12 protein-coding genes are annotated in these 16502 nt (G+C 70.5%); 5 read left to right on the top strand and 7 right to left on the bottom strand.

What is annotated here, in order from left to right; genetic code table 11:
- Positions 1 to 8: 8 nt before the first annotated feature.
- Complete coding sequence (locus tag AB0M11_RS28800; protein WP_365710512.1) at positions 9 to 677, bottom strand: TetR family transcriptional regulator; 669 nt, start codon at positions 675 to 677, stop codon at positions 9 to 11.
- A 241-nt stretch (positions 678 to 918) separates the two neighbouring features.
- Here AB0M11_RS28800 and AB0M11_RS28795 point away from each other — a divergent pair, with 241 nt between their 5' ends.
- Entirely contained in the window at positions 919 to 4140 is a 3222-nt protein-coding gene (locus AB0M11_RS28795) for a cytochrome P450 (protein ID WP_365710510.1), read from the top strand.
- A 155-nt stretch (positions 4141 to 4295) separates the two neighbouring features.
- Positions 4296 to 5342 (top strand): zinc-binding dehydrogenase, encoded by a 1047-nt coding sequence (locus tag AB0M11_RS28790; RefSeq protein WP_365710508.1) that lies wholly within the window; start codon positions 4296 to 4298, stop codon positions 5340 to 5342.
- 274 nt (positions 5343 to 5616) lie between these two features.
- On the opposite strand, the gene AB0M11_RS28785 is transcribed toward AB0M11_RS28790, so the two are convergent.
- The 5 genes from AB0M11_RS28785 to AB0M11_RS28765 all read right to left on the bottom strand — a co-directional run bounded on the left by AB0M11_RS28785 (position 5617) and on the right by AB0M11_RS28765 (position 12468).
- A complete protein-coding gene (locus tag AB0M11_RS28785; protein ID WP_365710506.1) occupies positions 5617 to 6768 on the bottom strand; it encodes a VOC family protein in 1152 nt (383 codons plus the stop codon).
- A 159-nt stretch (positions 6769 to 6927) separates the two neighbouring features.
- Complete coding sequence (locus AB0M11_RS28780) at positions 6928 to 8694, bottom strand: FAD-dependent monooxygenase (protein ID WP_365710503.1); 1767 nt, start codon at positions 8692 to 8694, stop codon at positions 6928 to 6930.
- 440 nt (positions 8695 to 9134) lie between these two features.
- Entirely contained in the window at positions 9135 to 9485 is a 351-nt protein-coding gene (locus AB0M11_RS28775) for a DoxX family protein (protein ID WP_365710501.1), read from the bottom strand.
- On the bottom strand, positions 9482 to 11419 hold the full coding sequence (locus AB0M11_RS28770) for an acyl-CoA synthetase (protein ID WP_365710499.1): 1938 nt from the start codon (positions 11417 to 11419) through the stop codon (positions 9482 to 9484). The genes AB0M11_RS28775 and AB0M11_RS28770 overlap by 4 nt, the downstream gene beginning before the upstream one ends.
- Before the next feature lie 95 nt (positions 11420 to 11514).
- A complete protein-coding gene (locus AB0M11_RS28765; protein ID WP_365710497.1) occupies positions 11515 to 12468 on the bottom strand; it encodes a fumarylacetoacetate hydrolase family protein in 954 nt (317 codons plus the stop codon).
- Between the two features lie 153 nt (positions 12469 to 12621).
- Here AB0M11_RS28765 and AB0M11_RS28760 point away from each other — a divergent pair, with 153 nt between their 5' ends.
- Both AB0M11_RS28760 and AB0M11_RS28755 read left to right on the top strand, forming a co-directional pair.
- Entirely contained in the window at positions 12622 to 13287 is a 666-nt protein-coding gene (locus tag AB0M11_RS28760; protein WP_365710495.1) for a TetR/AcrR family transcriptional regulator, read from the top strand.
- Between the two features lie 316 nt (positions 13288 to 13603).
- A complete protein-coding gene (locus AB0M11_RS28755; RefSeq protein ID WP_365710493.1) occupies positions 13604 to 14713 on the top strand; it encodes a PP2C family protein-serine/threonine phosphatase in 1110 nt (369 codons plus the stop codon).
- Positions 14714 to 14932: 219 nt separating this feature from the next.
- Here the strand turns inward: AB0M11_RS28755 and AB0M11_RS28750 are convergent, their stop codons facing one another.
- Positions 14933 to 16171: an ATP-binding SpoIIE family protein phosphatase gene (locus AB0M11_RS28750; protein WP_365710491.1), complete on the bottom strand. Its 1239-nt coding sequence runs from the start codon at positions 16169 to 16171 to the stop codon at positions 14933 to 14935.
- A gap of 53 nt (positions 16172 to 16224) precedes the next feature.
- On the opposite strand from AB0M11_RS28750, the gene AB0M11_RS28745 reads away from it, so the two are divergent.
- Positions 16225 to 16502 (top strand): helix-turn-helix domain-containing protein (locus AB0M11_RS28745; protein WP_365710489.1); only part of this gene is annotated, 278 nt, incomplete at its 3' end.

Genomic DNA, 16502 nt, shown 5'->3' with positions numbered 1-16502 from the left:
GCGGCGTCTCAGGCTGACTGGCTCGACGGCCGGCGGTGCCGGCCGTCAGGACCGGCAGCGAGGCGGCTTTCCAGGCCCGTGATCAGCGTGTCCATCACAAGGCGGAACATGTGGTCCTCGTCAGGGCCTTCAGGGGCCGCCACCGGAGAGCCGGGACCTGCGTCCGCGGCCCGGTTTCCGTCGGCTTCGGGGCCGTGGGGCGTGACGGTCGACCACTGGTGGAGTGCGCCGTTGACGTCAGCGGTGAGGACACCGATGACGACGGCGATCATGAGTGCGGCGATCTTCGCGACCCCTGACCGCGGTACCCCGGCAGCGGCCACGATGGCGGTGAGGGCGGTCCAGAACGGGTCGTCGGGCTGGATGAAGTCCGGCTGGTGGCTGAACGAGTGGACCATCAGCTTGGGGTGACGGTGCGCCAGCGCCCGGAAGTCCATCGCGAGCAGCCGGATCCGTTCCTGCCAGGGAGCGTTCTCCAGCGTCACGGTGCGGAACTGCGCTCCGACCATTCTCGTCACGCCACGCAGCACCGCTTCCCTGTTCGGCACGTGGTGGTACAGCGACATCGGATTCGCGTCCAGCTCGGCGGCGAGTTTGCGCATGGTGAGCGCCTCGACCCCGTCCGCGTCGATCAACCGCAGGGCGGCGGCGTAGATCCCGGCCTCGGTCAGAGGCACGTCTCTCTTCCTCGTTCCCCGAGGGGGGCGTCTCACCTTCTTTTCCATACCTCGTACGATATCAGTTCCATACACGGTATGGAAATGAGCTTCACCACAGCCCGATCTGGACTCCTGGGGTTGCGCCTCACTTTTCATACCGCGTATGGTTCCAATTCCGTACGGCGTATGTTTCCGTATGACGCCACGGCGTCGAGCTGCGCAGCGCGCCCTTGCCCACCCCTCCGCAGAGGAGCAATCCATGACCACGCACCCCGTGAACGACCTTCGTCCCATCCGGTCCCCGCGTGGGATCCCGCTGCTCGGCAACACGCCGCAGATCCCCGACACCAACCCGGTGGAGTACTTCGCCGAGTTGTCCAAGCAGTTCCCCGAGGGCATCTACGGCCTGGACATCGCCGGTGTCGAGCAGGTCTTCGTCTACGACCCGGACCTGGTGGCCGAGGTCTCCGACGAGACGCGGTTCTTCAAGCAGATCGAGAAGACGCCGCTGCAGCACGTCCGGGACTTCGCGGGGGCGGGCCTGTTCACCGCCCACCAGCACGAGGAGGAATGGGGCATGGCGCACCGGATCCTCCTGCCGGCGTTCAGCCAGCGGGCCATGAGGGCCTATTTCGGGCAGATGCTGGAGATCGCCCAGAACCTGGCGGGCAAGTGGGAGCGCAAGGAGGGGCAGCCGGTCAACATCACCGACGACTACACCCGGCTGACACTGGACACGATCGCCCTGTCGGGGTTCGGCTACCGGTTCGACTCCTTCGGCAAGGAGGAGCTGCACCCGTTCCTGAACGCGCTGCTGGGTGCGCTGGTGGAGTCGCTGCGGCGCTCGCAGGAGCTGCCGGTGATGACCAGGATGCGCAAGGCCGATGCCAGGAAGTACCGCGAGAACGTCCAGCTGATGCAGGAGCTGGTCGAGAGCGTGATCAAGGAGCGGCGGGAGGGGAAGGGCGGTGGTGAGGAGGACCTGCTGGGCCTGATGCTTCAGGCCACCGACCCCGAGACCGGCAAGAAGCTGTACGACGACAACGTCCGCGACCAGGTGCTGACGTTCCTCATCGCCGGGCACGAGACCACCAGCGGCCTGCTGTCCTTCGCCACCTACTCGCTGATGCGCAACCCCCACGTGCTGGCCCAGGCGTATGCGGAGGTGGACCGGCTGCTGCCCGGCGACACCGTCCCGGACTACGACACGATCATGCAGCTGGACGTCATCCCGCGGATCCTGGACGAGACCCTGCGCCTGTGGGCTCCCATCCCCTCGTTCGGCAAGACGGCGCGGGAGGACACCGTCATCGGCGGCCACTACGAGCTGAAGAAGGGCGCGAAGGTCCTCATCCTGGAAGGCCCCCTGCACACCCACCCCAAGGCGTGGGAGCGTCCCGGTGAGTTCGACATCGACCGCTGGCTGCCCGAGAACCGCGCGGCGCAGCACCCGCACGCCTACAAGCCGTTCGGCAACGGCATCCGTGCCTGCATCGGCCGGCAGTTCGCGCTCACCGAGGCCCGCCTGGCCCTCGCGCTGGTGCTGCAGAAGTTCAAGTTCTCCGACACCACCGACTACCAGATGGACCCCCGGGAGGCGCTGACCCGCAAGCCCGGCAACTTCGAACTGATCGTCCGCCGCCGCCAGGAGCACGAGCGGGCCGTGTTCGGCGTCGCGGAGGTGCAGACGGGGGACACGCAGGCGCAGGCCGCGGTCAGCGGTGTCGGGGTGAACCTGACCGTCGCCTACGGCTCCAGCCTCGGCTCCTGCGAGGACCTCGCCCGCACCATCGCCGACCGCGGCGAGCGCGCCGGGTTCGGCACCACCCTGGTCAGCCTGGACGAGCTGGGCGAGAACCTGCCCACCGAGGGCCTGCTCGCCGTCGTCGCCGCCAGCTACAACGGCAAGGCCCCCGACAACGCCCAGCGCTTCGACGACCTCCTCGCCGCCGGGCTGCCCGCGGGCTCCCTGGCGAACGTCCACTACGCGCTGCTGGGCGCCGGCAACACCCAGTGGGTGGCCACCTACCAGGCATTCCCCAAGCGCATCGAGGAAGGCCTGCTGGCCGCCGGCGCCACCCCCGTCGTCGAGCGCGGCATCGCGGACGCCGCCGGTGACTTCGACGGCATGGCCACCCGCTGGATGGACACCCTGTGGACCACCCTGGCCGAGGAGTACGCCGCCGACACCTCCCAGGCCACCGGCCCCCGCTACCAGATCCAGCTGCTCGGCGAGTCCGACGTGCGCCCCGCCATCGTCTCCGAGCAGGCCTACCCCCTCACCGTGGTCGCCAACGAGGAACTCGTGGCGGACGCCACCGGCCTGTGGGACTTCGCCATCGAGCCGCCGCGCCCGTCGGCGAAGTCCATCACCTTCCAGCTGCCCGAGGGTGTCACCTACGACACCGGCAACCACCTGGCCGTCTTCGCCAAGAACGAACCCGCCCTGGTCCAGCGCGCACTGCGGAGGCTCGGCGTCGACTACGACCAGGTCCTCCGCCTCGACATGCCGGACGGCGGCCGCACCCACCTGCCGGTCGGCACCCCCGTCACCGCCGGCATCCTGCTCACCGAGTTCCTGGAACTGCAGGACGTGGCCACCCGCTCCCAGATCCACACCCTGGCCGAGCACACCGACTGCCCGTGGACCCGGCCCCAGCTCCAGGCCTACACCGCCGACACCGAGGAGGCCGAGGAGCGCTACCAGACGGAGATCCTCGGCAAGCGCATCTCGGTACTGAACCTGCTGGAACGCTTCCCCGCCATCGAACTCCCGCTCGCCGCCTTCCTGGAGATGACGGGCCCGATCCGGCCCCGCTTCTACTCCATCTCCTCCGCCCCGTCGGCCGACCCGCGCCATGTGCGGCTGACCGTCGGCCTGCTCGAAGGACCGGCCCTGTCCGGCGACGGCCACTACCGCGGCACCTGCTCCTCCTACATCGCGGCCCTGGAACCCGGGGACGTCGTCTACGGCTACGTCCGCGTGCCCTCCCCCACCTTCGCCCCGCCCGCCGACCCCGCCACCCCGCTGATCCTCATCGGCCCCGGCACCGGCATCGCACCACTGCGCGGCTTCCTGGAGGAACGGGCGACACAGCACGCCAGCGGCGTCCAGGTGGGCCTGTCCCAGGTGTTCGTCGGCTGCCGCCACCCCGAGCACGACTACTTCTACCGCCAGGAGATGCAGGACTGGGAACAGGCCGGGATCGCACAGGTGCACACCGCCTACTCGGCGGTGACCGGCCACCCGGCCCGGTTCGTGCAGAACGCCATCGCCAACGCCGCCGACACCGTCTGGCAGGCCGTCCAGGACGGCGCCTCCATCTACGTCTGCGGTGACGGCCGCCGCATGGCCCCCGCCGTCCGCGAAGCCCTCGCCGCCATCCACCGCCAGAAGACCGGCAGCGACGACGAGACCGCCCAGCAGTGGCTCACCCAGCTGGAGGCGGACGAGCGCTACCAGCAGGACGTCTTCGCCTGACCGCCGCACGCCGCCACGGCGTGCGCCCCTCAGCCGCCGGGAGGCGTGCGGCACATCCGCTGCCGGCCGTACGCCTCCCGGCCACCACCAGCCATTCAGACACCCCATGGCACCCCGGACCACCGGGCGGTGCCGCTCACCGAAAGCAGATCCTCATGGACACCATGCTCGCCGGACGCTTCCACCTCGACAGCAAGAAGTTCGCCGTGGAAGAGGTCCCCATCCCCGTCCCCGGCCCGGGCGAGGTCCTCATCGAGGTCAAGGCCGCCGGCGTCTGCCTCTCCGACGTCCACCTCCTCGACGGCTCCCTCGTCCCCCTCTTCGCCACCTCCGACACCATCACCGTCGGCCACGAAATCTCCGGCGTCATCCACACCCTCGGCCCCGACCTCAAGCGCGGCCTGCCCACCGGCACCCGCGTCACCCTGGAAGCCGGCAAGACCTGCGGCACATGCGCCGGATGCGTCCGCCACCGCCCCTGCACCCAGATGCTCACCGCCGGCATCGACTACGACGGCGGCTGGGCCGAATACGTCATCGCCCGCGAGGACACCCTCATCCCCATCCCCGACACCCTCCCCTTCGACCAGGCCGCCATCATCCCCGACGCCGTCTCCACCCCCTACGCCGCCGTCGTCACCACCGCCGGCGTCCGCCCCGCCCAGTCCGTCGGCGTCTGGGGAGTCGGCGGAGTCGGCGCCCACAACGTACGCCTCGCCCGCCTCGTCGGCGCCGCCCCCATCATCGCCATCGACCCACTGCCCAGCGCCCGCGAACGCGCCCTCGCCTTCGGCGCGGACTTCGCGCTCGACCCGGCAGCCCCCGACTTCGCCGACCAGGTCCGCGCAGCCACCGGCGGACACGGCCTCGACTACGCCTTCGACTGCGCCGGCGTCCCCGCCGTCCGCGACCAGGCCGCCTCCGTCCTCGGCCTCGGCGGCACCCTCATCCTGGTCGGCATCACCCCCCGGCCCCTCACCATCACCGAAGGCCTGACCTTCAACTACCTGCAGAAGCAGGTCCGCGGCCACTACGGCGGCACCCCCGAGTCCGTCTCCGAACTGGTCCAGCTCACCGCGGCCGGCCGCCTCGACCTGGCCCCCTCCATCACCGACCACATCCCGCTCATCGACGCCGCCGACGCCGTCCACCGCCTGGAGAACAAGATCGGCGACCCGATCCGCCTCATCCTCGTCCCCTGACCCCCCTCAGCAGGACGACAAGCCACCCCGGGCAGGGGTGAGCGGGCGCCGGCGCTTGAGGGAGCGCCGGCGCCCACGGCTTTCCCGCAGCCAGAAGACGACCCCGACGCAAGTCACGACAGCATCGCCCTGACGGCCGGCATCGCAGAGCAGCGTCCCTGCTTTGGGTGTTGCAGAGCATTCGCCGGCGGTGGCACGGGTGAGGAGGGTCGCGGCGGTCAACCCGGTGGGCGCGGCACCGATGCACACGACGGGTACATCTCAGGGGTGGCGGTCACTTGCTCAGGGCTTTCATCAGGCCCAGCAGCCGGGCGCGGTCGATCTCGTTGTCCTCGCGCAATGCGGAGATCGCCTGCAGGAACGCCCCCGGCGAGGGGGTGGTGCCGAGGAAGTCCCGGGTGGCGGGCGGGCCCCACTGGGCCAGGCCGGAAGCGGACATGGCGGCCCAGCCGGGTTCCAGTGTGTTGTCGAAGACATCACCGTCAGCGTAGTGCTCCAGCATGAAGCGGTCGGGGTCTCGCCAGTAGTCGAAGATCTGGCTGCCCTGGATGTGCCGGCCGATGCCCCAGGAGCGGTGGTAGCCGCGTTCGCGCAGGTACTCGCCTCCGGCGGCCAGCGTGTCGAGGTCGGCGACCTGGTAGGCGGAGTGGACGTAGCCCGTGTCGGGGCCGAGGTGCATGGCCAGGGTGTGGTGGTCGGCGGGTTCGCTGCCGCGGTCGCAGCGGATGAAGGCCATGGTGGGGCCGCGGTCGCGCTGCCCGTCCAGGAAGAGGAAGTCGCTGACGATCAGGCCGAGGTGCTGCAGGTACCAGTCAAGGGCGCGCCGGAAAACCCGGGTGGAGAGGACGACGTGGCCCAGGCGCTGCACCTGGGAGGGTTTGCGAGGCGGGCGCTGGGTGGCGTTGATGCGGCCGGCCGCGGTGGTGGTGCCCGTGTTGAGGACCAGGGGCTGTTGCAGCGGCTGTGCGGGCTGCTCGGTGACGCCGTGGACGACGCGGACCGGGATGCCAGAGGGATCGAGCAGGTCGACCGCGCTGCCACCGCCGTGCTCGGTGAGGGGGCGGACCTTGTGGCCGGTGGCGCTCGCCAGCCGGTCGAGGTCGGCGGCGTCGGCGGCCTGGAAGGCGGGGCCGACGAACCGGGAGGAGGGGCCGCGGCGGATGATCAGGCTGTGGGTGCCGGCCAGTGCGCCGCGGAGATAGAGGGCGTCGTCGGTGCGGGCTGCGGTGGTCAGGCCAAAGTCGTGGGCGAAGGTCTCGGCGCGGTCCAGGTCGGGCTTGGTGAACTCGAGCCAGGCCAGGTCGACCACCTTGATGACGGGCTGGGCCGCGCGACCGGGGTGCTCCCCGCGCAGGGCGCCCTGTTCGCTGTGCAGGCCCTGGTGGGCGTCGGCCGTGGGGGCGGGTGTGGGTGTCGGGTCGTTCATGGCGGGTCCCTTCGGGCGGCTCTCCCACGACGGCGGTGTGCGGCACTGTCGCGAGACACAAGTAAGGGGTGGAAGGGGGGTGGAAGGGGGGTGGGGTGGCCCCGCCGACCGTGTCAGCTTGGTCGGCGGAGCCGGTGGCACCAGTGGTGGCGGATTCACCTACCGGGCCAGCAGGGTGTCCAGCGCGGTGGTCAGGTCGGCGACCGCGTCGATGGCCGCACCGTGGGTGCGCCAGCCGACGAAGCGGTCCGGGCGCACCAGGACGGCGCCTTGCGGGGTGTGCCCGCGTGCGGCGGTCCAGGTGGAGCGCAGGTCGCGGTAGTCGCCGTCGAGGTGGCCGACACGGATGGCGTCGAGCGGCAGCCCGCTGGTGGCGGCGATCTTCTCGGCGGCTTCGCACCAGGCCTGGCCGTCCTCCCCGGCGATCAGCAGGAAGCGGCCGGGGCGGACCAGGCGGGCCAGGGCCACGCGATGGCCGTCCCGGTCCTCAAGCCAGGCGTGGGGCAGCGGGTGTCCGGGGCGGGCGGCGGGCCTGTAGATGCGGACGGGGTCGGGGTTCTCGGGTGCGGGAGTGCCGTCGGGGACCACGGCGGCGGAGTCGTAGGTGTAGCCGAATTCGACGCCCAGTTCGTTGAACTCCATGGACTGGGCGGCCACGGCCGCCAGGAACGTGCGGCGGAAGTCGGCGTCGGCGGGGTCCTCGCTCCACAGGCGGCGGGCCTGCCGCCAGTTCTCCTCCTCGGCGGCCTCGGGGCCGCCGCCGAAGAGGGCGTTGACGACGATGTGGTTCATGGCGTTCTCCAGCGAGCGCTGGACGTTGGTGGCGTCCACGGGGCGCCGCTCGGCCTCGTAGGTGTCCAGCAGGGCGTCGCCGGCATGGCCCTTCAGCACGGCGGCGAGCTTCCAGGTGAGGTTCTGGACGTCGTGCATGGCGGAGGTGAGGCCGAGGCCGCCGGTGGGCGGATGCCGGTGGGCGGCGTCGCCGGCGATCAGGACGCGGCCGGCGCGGTAGCGGTCGGCGACCACGCCCTCCAGGGTCCAGCGGGAGATCATGTGGACCGTCACGTCCTCCTCGCTCAGGCCCAGCCCCGTGCGCAGGTCGGCCAGTACCGACTCGTCGTCCAGCGCGCGACCGTCATCGGGCCCGTAGTTGAGGTGGAAGACCCACTCCTCGGACTCGGGACCCCAGTGCTTGGGGCCCATGGGCACGAGAACACCGGGGATGCCGAGGTCGGGCAGCCACAGCCAGCGGATCAGCACCTCCGGGTCGGTCGCCACCTGGGACAGGTCGGCGGAGATGTGGAAGGAGACCACGCGGGCGAGCTCGCGCACGCCCTCCTGGACGACGCCCACGGCGGGGCCGACGGTGCGGCCGCCGTCGCAGCCCAGCAGGTAGCGGGCCCGCACCCGGTAGGTCTCGCCGGTCTCGCGGTCGGTGACGGCGGCGGTGACGCCCTCGTCGTCCTGGGCGAGTGCGGTCAGCTCGTGGTGGAAGCGGACCCGGCCCGTGGCGAGTTCCTCGACGCGGGTGCGCAGGACCGGCTCCAGTCGGATCTGGGGCAGGTTGGCCTGTCGCTCGGAGCTGGCCGCGAGCCACTCCGGAGAGTGCCCGCCGGCTCCCCAGGCCTCCATCCTGGCGACCCTGCGGCCGTGGTCCTCGTGGTCGCCTGCCAGGCCGACGTACCAGGCGGTGTGGGACATCTGCTCGGCCGGGGTGGAGGCGGCGTAGATGGTGTCGGCCACGCCGGCGTCGCGCATGATCTCCATGGCGCGCTGGTTGAGGACGTGGGCCTTGGGCAGGACGGAGGTGCTGGGCCAGGCGGTGACCAGCAGGGACTCGATGCCCATGCGGCTGAGCAGCATGGAGGCGGTGAGCCCCGCACCGCCTCCGCCGACGATGAGGACGGGCACGTCGATGTCGTTCATGGGTACTCCATGGGGTGTCACGGCTCGGGGCCATGGGGTGGGGACGGCTCAGGAGCGGCGGGGGAAGAGCGCCAAGGGCGTTTCCCCGGTCGATTGATCGAGGCCGGGTGTCCGCGGATTGAGCGGGCGGCGGCGCAGGGATGCGAAAGGCTGGTCGTTCCGAGAGGCGCCCGCTCGCTGCGGGCGGGCGTCGGCAACCCGGACGGCACGGCGGGGACGCCGGAGACAGTGGTGTCGATGCAGAGGCCGCCGGCCTCGGCGGCCAAGGCGGTGACATGCGGTGGGTGACGTCAGAGCCGTGCGAAAGGCGGCCTGCGGAGGCGGGCTGGGTAGGAACGCTGTGCTAGGCCAGCCATCGGGTGGTGGCGCAGGGCGGCAGATGCTGGCGGACGTCGATGCGGCTCATCGTGATGCTCCTCGGGGCCCAGGCGGCGGCGATGCTAGCCGCCGACCAGCGCGACGAGATGGGCTCCGGCCAAGGCACCCGCGATGACGGCCGGCAGGCAGCGGGCCGCCGGATCGCCGCTGCGCAGGTGGACGACGACGGCGCCGGCCATGAGCAGGATCAGGCCGATGGATGCGGCGGCGCCGAGCGCGGTGATCCGCAGGCCGAGCAGCAGACCGGCCGCTGCCGCCACCTCCAGAGCACCCAGCAGGCGGTAGTGGGTGGTGGTCATGCCGACGTGGGCCGCGGCCTGGCGCATAGCGGGTACTGCCGCGAGCTTGGCCGACCCGAGCAGGAGGAAGATCCCGGCGAGGAGGACGGCGAGGACGATGACGGTGGTGCTCATGGGGTTTCTCTCTCAAGTGGCTTGCTGGGGGCGTACTGCCAGTGCAGGACGTACCGGTCCAGGGCTGCGGTGACCCTGCGCTGTACCGCCTCGTCGGCAGGGGCGGGCACCGTGACGCGGACACCGCCGTCGTGCGGCCGGCACAGGATGCGTTCCGGCTCACAGTCCACGCCCTGGGCGGCCAGTTCGGCGTGGACCGCGCGGCGGGTTGCGTCCAGGCGGAGGCCGAGCTTGTAGGGCTTGCCGACGGCGGTGAGCGGGATGGCGTCGATCACGAGCACCTCGCGCGGGGTGGCGGCGCGTTCGGGGACCCGTTCGGTGGCCCAGGTGAGCAGTTCGGCGGGCTCGGTCCGGGCGCCGGGGGCGAGGGTGACGTAGGCGACGGGCACCTCACCGGCGTGCGGGTCGGGGCGGCCGACCGCCGCGGCGGCGGTGACCTGGGGGTGAGTGAGGAGGACGTCCTCGATCGCGGCGGGGTCGATGTTGTGGCCCCCGCGGATGATCAGGTCCTTGGCTCGGCCGGCGAGATGGATGAAGCCGTCGGCGTCGATGCGGGCCAGGTCGCCCGTGTCCAGCCAGCCGTCGCGGATCTTCCCGGCGGTCTCCAGGCGAGGTCCGTGGGCGGTGTGCTCGGCGACGTACCCGGCGAAGACGACCGGGCCGCTGACGGCGAGCACCCCGGTGGCGCCCGGCGGCAGGTCGTGCCACTCACCGGTGTCCGGGTCGATCCGCACCGTCTTGACCTGCTGGTAGGGCAGGCGCCGGCCGACACTGCCGGGGCGAGTGCGGCCGGGCAGGCCGAGGGCGGAGGCGCAGGTCGCCTCGGTCAGCCCGTAGCCCTCGCACAGCGGGATCCCGGTGTGCTTCTCGAAGGACTCCCGTACGGCGGGCGGCAGCGGGGAGGCGCCGACGGCGGCGAACCGCATGCTGGAGATGTCCGCGTCGACGGGGACATGGGCGAGGACGGAGTACACGGTGGGCACCGCCGACATGGCGGCGACGCGGTAGTGCTCCACCAGCTTCCAGAACACCGGATACAGCTCGGGGTCGCGGTAGCCCAGCGGCCCGGCCCACACCACTTCCCGGCCGCGCAGCAGCGGGCCGAGCAGGGTGACGATCAGGGCGTTGACGTGGAACAACGGCAGCGCCGCGAACATCACCGAGTCGTCGTCGAGAGGAGTGCTCGCGGCCACCATCCAGGCGTCGACGACCTCGTTGGCGTGCGTATGGGCGGCAAGCTTGGGGATGCCGGTGGTGCCGCCGGTGTGGAAGTAGGCGGCCAGGTCGTCGGCGGCCGGGGCTTCGACGGCCACCAGCCGGTCGGCGGGATGGGACGCGGCAAGCTCCGTGAGGTAGCCGACGCGTACGCCCTCGATGGGGTCCAGAGCGGGGGCGGGGCCGTCGGCCAGGGTGGGGGTCAGTGCCAGCAGCGCGTCCAGCCGCAGGGCCGCGGCGACCTGCCGGGCCGTGGCCCACACCTGTGCATCCAGCTGTGGACCGGCGGCGATGAGCACCCGCGCGCCGCTGCGCCGCAGCAGCTGCTCGACGTGCTCGGACGCCAGGCTCGGGTTGACCGGGGCGGCGATGCCCGCTGCCTGCGCGGCCAGCAGGGCGCCGGGCAGCTCCGCGGTGTTCGGCGCGAGCAGGCCCACGGCGGCCCGGCGGGTGACGCCGAGAGAGCCCAGCAGATTGGCGGTGCGATGCACCTGGTCACGCAGGTGCGCAAAGGTGGCTGTGGCGGGGCGCAGGAAGCGGGCGGCATCGGGTAGCACCGTCAGGGCCGGGCGGTCGGGCCACAGGCGGGCGGCGCGCAGCAGGGTGTCGTAGGTGGTGGCGGGCAGGCCGCGCTCATGCAGCGGAACGGCCTCGGTCGCGGACAGGTCCGCGCTGCTGTCGGGGGCGGGCCACAGCAGGTCGGTGGGTATGGGTGTCACCGGTGCGCCTTTGCAGGGTGAGGGATGGGGTCAGGTGGCCGGCCCGGTACGGGGACGCCGGGCCGGCCGGTCCCGGGCGGGGGTCCCGGGAGTCGTCAGCGGGCGCGCACCACCGTGCGCTGCTCGCCGAGATCGAGTACGCCGTCGTCGGTCGCGATGCGGGCCGTGACGACGTCGCCGTCCTTGAGGTAGTCGGGGTTCGCCTGCTGGCGGGCGAAGAACTTCTGCCAGCGCTTGTGCGGGGGCAGCAGGGCGGCAAGCGTGGTCAGGAGCCTGCCCGGCGACTTCAGGGCGGTGCCGCCGGGGGTTCCGGTGAGCAGGACGTCACCGGGCTGCAGGTGCTGGAAGCGGGCGAGCAGACTGAGGGCGCGGGCGGGCCGGACGATCATGTCCGTGGTGGTGCGGTCCTGCCGGGTGGCACCGTTGACCTTGAGGGTGAGCCGCAGGTCCGGCAGGCGGGCCAGGTCGTCGGCGTCGACCAGGAGCAGCCGGGGCCCGAGCGGTGTGAAGGTCGGGTACGACTTGGACTCGTAGAACTGCGTCTTGGGCAGTTGCAGATCGCGGGCGCTGACGTCGTCGGCGACCACCAGCGCGGCGACGAACGCCGGCAGGGTGGAGTCGGTGACCTCGGTACCGACCGGCAGGTCGGCCCCCATCACCAGCCCGAGCTCCACCTCGTAGTCCAGGAAACGCACGTGCTGTGGACGTTCGATGCCCTGGTAGGGCCCGCTGACGGACCCGGACGCCTTGCGGAAGAACGCGGGCGGAACGGTGTCCGGGTCGAACCCGGAGTCCACCGCGTGGGAACGGTAGTTGACCATCTGCGCCACCACCCGGCAGGGCGTGGTGACAGGCGACAGCAGCTCGGTTTCTCCCACCGAAACCCCGGCGGCGGGGTCAACCGCGGCGTGGGAAGCCGCCTGCTGCACGGCGGAACGGTCGGCGAGCAGGCCGGCGGTGGTGTCCGCGTCGGTGTCGACGCGGTGCAGCCGTCCTGTGCCGCTCTCCACCCACCAGCCGTCTGCGGTGCGGACGACCTGGATACTCATCGGCTCTCCTGAGTCCTGGACAGACACCGACCGGAACGCTCCCGCGAGCAGCTCCAGTCAGCAGTGATGAGAGAATCAGTCCAGATGACGAACCCGTCAACGGCAGTCAGTCGTGATGAAAAAATCAGAGCTGTGCCTGATCATGGTGGAGAGATGAGTATCGACCGACAGGGCAGGGCCAACACACCCAGCCGCACGCCCAACCGCGTGGACCGGCGCAAGGCGCGCACCCGTGCCGCACTGATCGCCGCCGCGCAGCGGTTCCTGGCCGATCAGGGGCGGACCGACGTGAGCATCCAGGAGATCACCGAGGCGGCGGACGTCGGCTTCGGCTCCTTCTACAACCACTTCACCAGCAAGGACGAGCTGTTCGACGCGGCCGTGGCCCGCACCCTGGAGGAACACGGAGCACTCCTGGAATCCGTCGTGGGAGACCTGAAAGACCCCGCGGAGATCTTCGCTGCCAGCGTCCGCCTGACCGGTCGGCTGCAGCGCACCCACACACAGATGGCCAGGATCCTCGTCCGTACGGGCATGCCCTATCTGACGTCCGAGAGCGGATTGGCTCCTCAGGCGATGCGGGATCTGCGGGCCGCCGCCGACACCGGACGGCTGGACATCGACGACCCGCGCACTTCTGTGTCCATGGTCGGCGGCGCCCTGCTCGGAGTGCTCCACCTCCTGGAGACCCGGCCGGACCTCGATGCAGCGCAGGTTTCCGACCAGCTGGCCTTCCGCCTGCTGCGCATGTTCGGCATGACGCGCGCCGAAGCACAGGAGATCGCCACTCGGCCCCTGCCGTCGCTGCCCCGGACCTGACAACAGTGAGCAAGATCGGCGACGCATGACGGCGGGTCAGTCCGCACCCCAGCGGCGGAGACTCGCCTGATCAAGCCCGGTCGGCATCCACAACGCCTGTGACCTGCCCCACATAACCCCACATGCGGGCATATGTCCGTTTTAATTGATGGAACCATCAGAACCGGGGATATGATCCTAGAGGGTGCAGCACATGGCATTCACACTCCGCGACCCTGCGTGTACGGCTCCAGGTTGCGTGCAGGAGCCACACCCGATGCATCACCGAGCGAGGTCGTCGCTCGTTCACTGGCGCACCTTGCAGCAACCACGATCCGTGCTGACAGTCGCCTTGCTGTTCATCCCGGCGATCACGCTCATCGATCTTCAGGTGCCTGGCGCAGTTCATCTCGGCGACTTGCTGATCACGGTGCCTGTACTCACTTCCTGGTACGCGAGCTCCCGGGTGACCTCACTCGTCGCCATCATGGCCGTGTCGGCTTTGATGGCCATCTTCCTGGTCCGCCAATCGGTGAACCCGCCACAGGCGGCTGCCCTCATTGCGACCTCGGTGGCCGTCGTGATCGCCCGGTACCTGACGGAACACGGACAGCGAAAGCTGGTCCAGCTGCGCGCAGTCGCCGAGGCTGCGCAACGGGCCATACTGCCTCCCCTCCCCCACCGACTCGGCCCCCTTCGCCTGGCCTCGACGTACCTGGCGGCAGAGGATGAAGCACGCATCGGCGGAGATCTCTACGCCGCCGTGCGCACGCCCACGGGGACACGGTTGATCATCGGCGATGTCCGAGGCAAGGGCCTGGCGGCGGTCGGCATCGCTGCCCACACCATCAGCACGTTCCGTGACGCCGCCCGCCGGCTGACGACGCTGCCGGAACTCGCCGCCTACCTGGATTCAAGTGTCCGCAGCAACGCATCCGAAGCGGTGTGCCCCGAACAGACCGAAGAGGCGTTCGTCACCGCCACTCTCCTCGAAATCCCCGACGCCGAGCCCCTCGTGCGGAGCGTCACCTGCGGACACCCCCCACCGCTGCTCCTACGAGCGCACGACGTCGTGCCCCTGGAACCCGGCCAACCCGCGCCCCCGCTGGGACTGGGCGCATTGGCGCACACCACCTACCACCTCGACACTTTCGCCCTACGCGCCGAAGACATCCTCCTCGTCTACACCGATGGTGCCATCGAAGCCCGCAATACCGGCGGCGCGTTCTACCCGCTCGCCAAACGACTCACCCACCAGAACCACCGCCATCCCACGGCACTCCTCAACCACCTCCGCGGCGACCTTCTCCACCACGTCGGCGGCCGACTCGACGACGACGCCGCCTTGATCGCAATCAAACGTCAACCCGCTGACGGCACACCGCCATCGGCTGACCGATCGACCTGTGAGGAGCGCGGCGTCTCGATGTCCTTCGACATGCGGTAGGCCAGTACAGCAACCACCACGACCGCCACGGACAGCCAACGGTCCCTGGCGACCAGTTGACCAGCCCACCTGATGTCAATGACCATCCCGCCCACGTTCGCATCGAGGGCACTCGCGACACCGAACGACCAACGCCGGCCGAGCAGCTGCAGTTGCAGGTGCACCGCCGCGCTCTCGCCGGTACGGCCGGCGAGGACGATCCGGGCGCGCTCGGTAACGCTATGACCGCTGTTGGCGATGGGGCGAGGTTGCGGGCGGCAGAGTCTGCTCGGCCCAGACGATCTTGCCGTCGAGGGAGTAACGGACGCCCCAGTTCTGCGCGAGTTGGGCGACGATGAACAGGCCGCGCCCGCCTTCGTCGATGGTTTTCGCGTGGCGCAGCCGTGGCGCTAGGGCATTGCTGTCGTGGACTTCGCAGGTGAGCGTGCGGTCCTTGATGAGCCGCAACTGCACAGGCGGTGTGCCGTAGCGGATGGCGTTGGTGACCAGTTCGCTGGCGATCGTCTCGGTGGTGTAGGCGGTTTCCTCGTCCACTCCCCAATGGGTGAGTTGGTGTTGGGCGTGGGTGCGCGCCGTGGCGACGGCTTTGGGGTGAGGGTCGAGGTGCCATGCGGCGACCTGGTCCGCCGGGAGTGTGTGGGTGCGGGCGAGGAGGAGGATGACGTCGCCGTAGCGGGTGTCGTTCCGTAGCCGGTAGAGCACGTCGTCGCACAGATCCTGCAGTGGCCGGTCAGTGTGGGCCAGCACTCGTTGGAGGATCTCCGGGAACTGGGAGGTGCGCAGGAGGGACGGCGTGTAGAAGGCGAGGACGCTGCCGTCGGGGAGAGGGACCGTGGTGGCAGCGAAGGGAGGCCCTTCGGTCCTGCCCAGGGGAGTTCCGCTCGGAAGGTGAGGGATCTGGGTGCTCCCGTCGGGATGGGCGATGACGGGTGGGGGGTGGCCGGCCAGGGCGATGGTGCAGGTCCCGGCGAGCGGGTCGTAGACCGCGTACGCGCAGCTTCCCGTGAGCGGCATGGGGTCGCCGGGCGGCAGAGCGGCGCGTTCCTGGGCGAGGCTGATGGCGGTGTCGTTGAGGCGGGCGAGGAGCTCGTCGGGTTCCAGGCCGAGCGCGGCCAGAGAGTGCACGGCGGTCCCTATCTGTCCCATGGTGGTGGCCGCATGGATGCCTCGGCCGGCTACTTGGCCGACCACCAGTGCGGTGCGGGCGCCGGACAGGGCGAATGTGTCGAACCCGCAGCCTCCGCCGGTTTCAGAGGGCACCAGTATGTGCGCGGTTTCCACGGTCGTCTGCGTCGCGACCTCGGGAAGCAGCAGATGGCGCTGGATCGTCAGGGCGATGGTGTGTTCGCGGGTGTAACGGCGGGCGTTGTCGATGCACAGCGCGGCGTGAGCGGCCACTGCGTCGGCGAGGACGACATCGCCCTGGTCGAAGACGTCGCCTTGCTTACTGACCTTCAAAGCGTGGTGTCGTAGGGGCTGACGTCTCATGATCCCTGCGGTATGCCGACCGCATGAGGTATGCGCAAGGGGGCGGGCTGACCGACGAACGGCGGGCCTTCCGCGAGCAGTTGAGGTTGGAGGCGGCCGAGCGGTTCAGGCAGGGCGACGAGAACCTGGTCATCGCTCACGACCTGCGGGTCAGTGTCCGGTCGGTTCAGCGGTGGCGCAGGGCCTGGTTGCAGAACGGGACCGCGGCTCTGGCGTCCAAGGGCCCGGCATCGCTGCCGCTGCTCAACGACGAACTGTTCACCGTGCTGGAGCGTGAGCTGGCCAAGGGGCCGGTGGCACA

Origin of the sequence: Streptomyces sp. NPDC051987 (assembly GCF_040680735.1) — a bacterium.
In the GTDB taxonomy this organism is placed as follows: Bacteria; Actinomycetota; Actinomycetes; order Streptomycetales; family Streptomycetaceae; genus Streptomyces.
This window is presented reverse-complemented; position numbering and strand designations above follow the sequence as displayed.

What these genes read in the sequence shown, in the direction of transcription:
- AB0M11_RS28795 (WP_365710510.1), top strand. Translation starts at nt 919, where the DNA reads ATGACCACGCACCCCGTGAACGACCTTCGTCCCATCCGGTCCCCGCGT.
- AB0M11_RS28790 (WP_365710508.1), top strand. Translation starts at nt 4,296, where the DNA reads ATGGACACCATGCTCGCCGGACGCTTCCACCTCGACAGCAAGAAGTTC.
- AB0M11_RS28785 (WP_365710506.1), bottom strand. Translation starts at nt 6,768, where the DNA reads ATGAACGACCCGACACCCACACCCGCCCCCACGGCCGACGCCCACCAG.
- AB0M11_RS28780 (WP_365710503.1), bottom strand. Translation starts at nt 8,694, where the DNA reads ATGAACGACATCGACGTGCCCGTCCTCATCGTCGGCGGAGGCGGTGCG.
- AB0M11_RS28775 (WP_365710501.1), bottom strand. Translation starts at nt 9,485, where the DNA reads ATGAGCACCACCGTCATCGTCCTCGCCGTCCTCCTCGCCGGGATCTTC.
- AB0M11_RS28765 (WP_365710497.1), bottom strand. Translation starts at nt 12,468, where the DNA reads ATGAGTATCCAGGTCGTCCGCACCGCAGACGGCTGGTGGGTGGAGAGC.
- AB0M11_RS28760 (WP_365710495.1), top strand. Translation starts at nt 12,622, where the DNA reads ATGAGTATCGACCGACAGGGCAGGGCCAACACACCCAGCCGCACGCCC.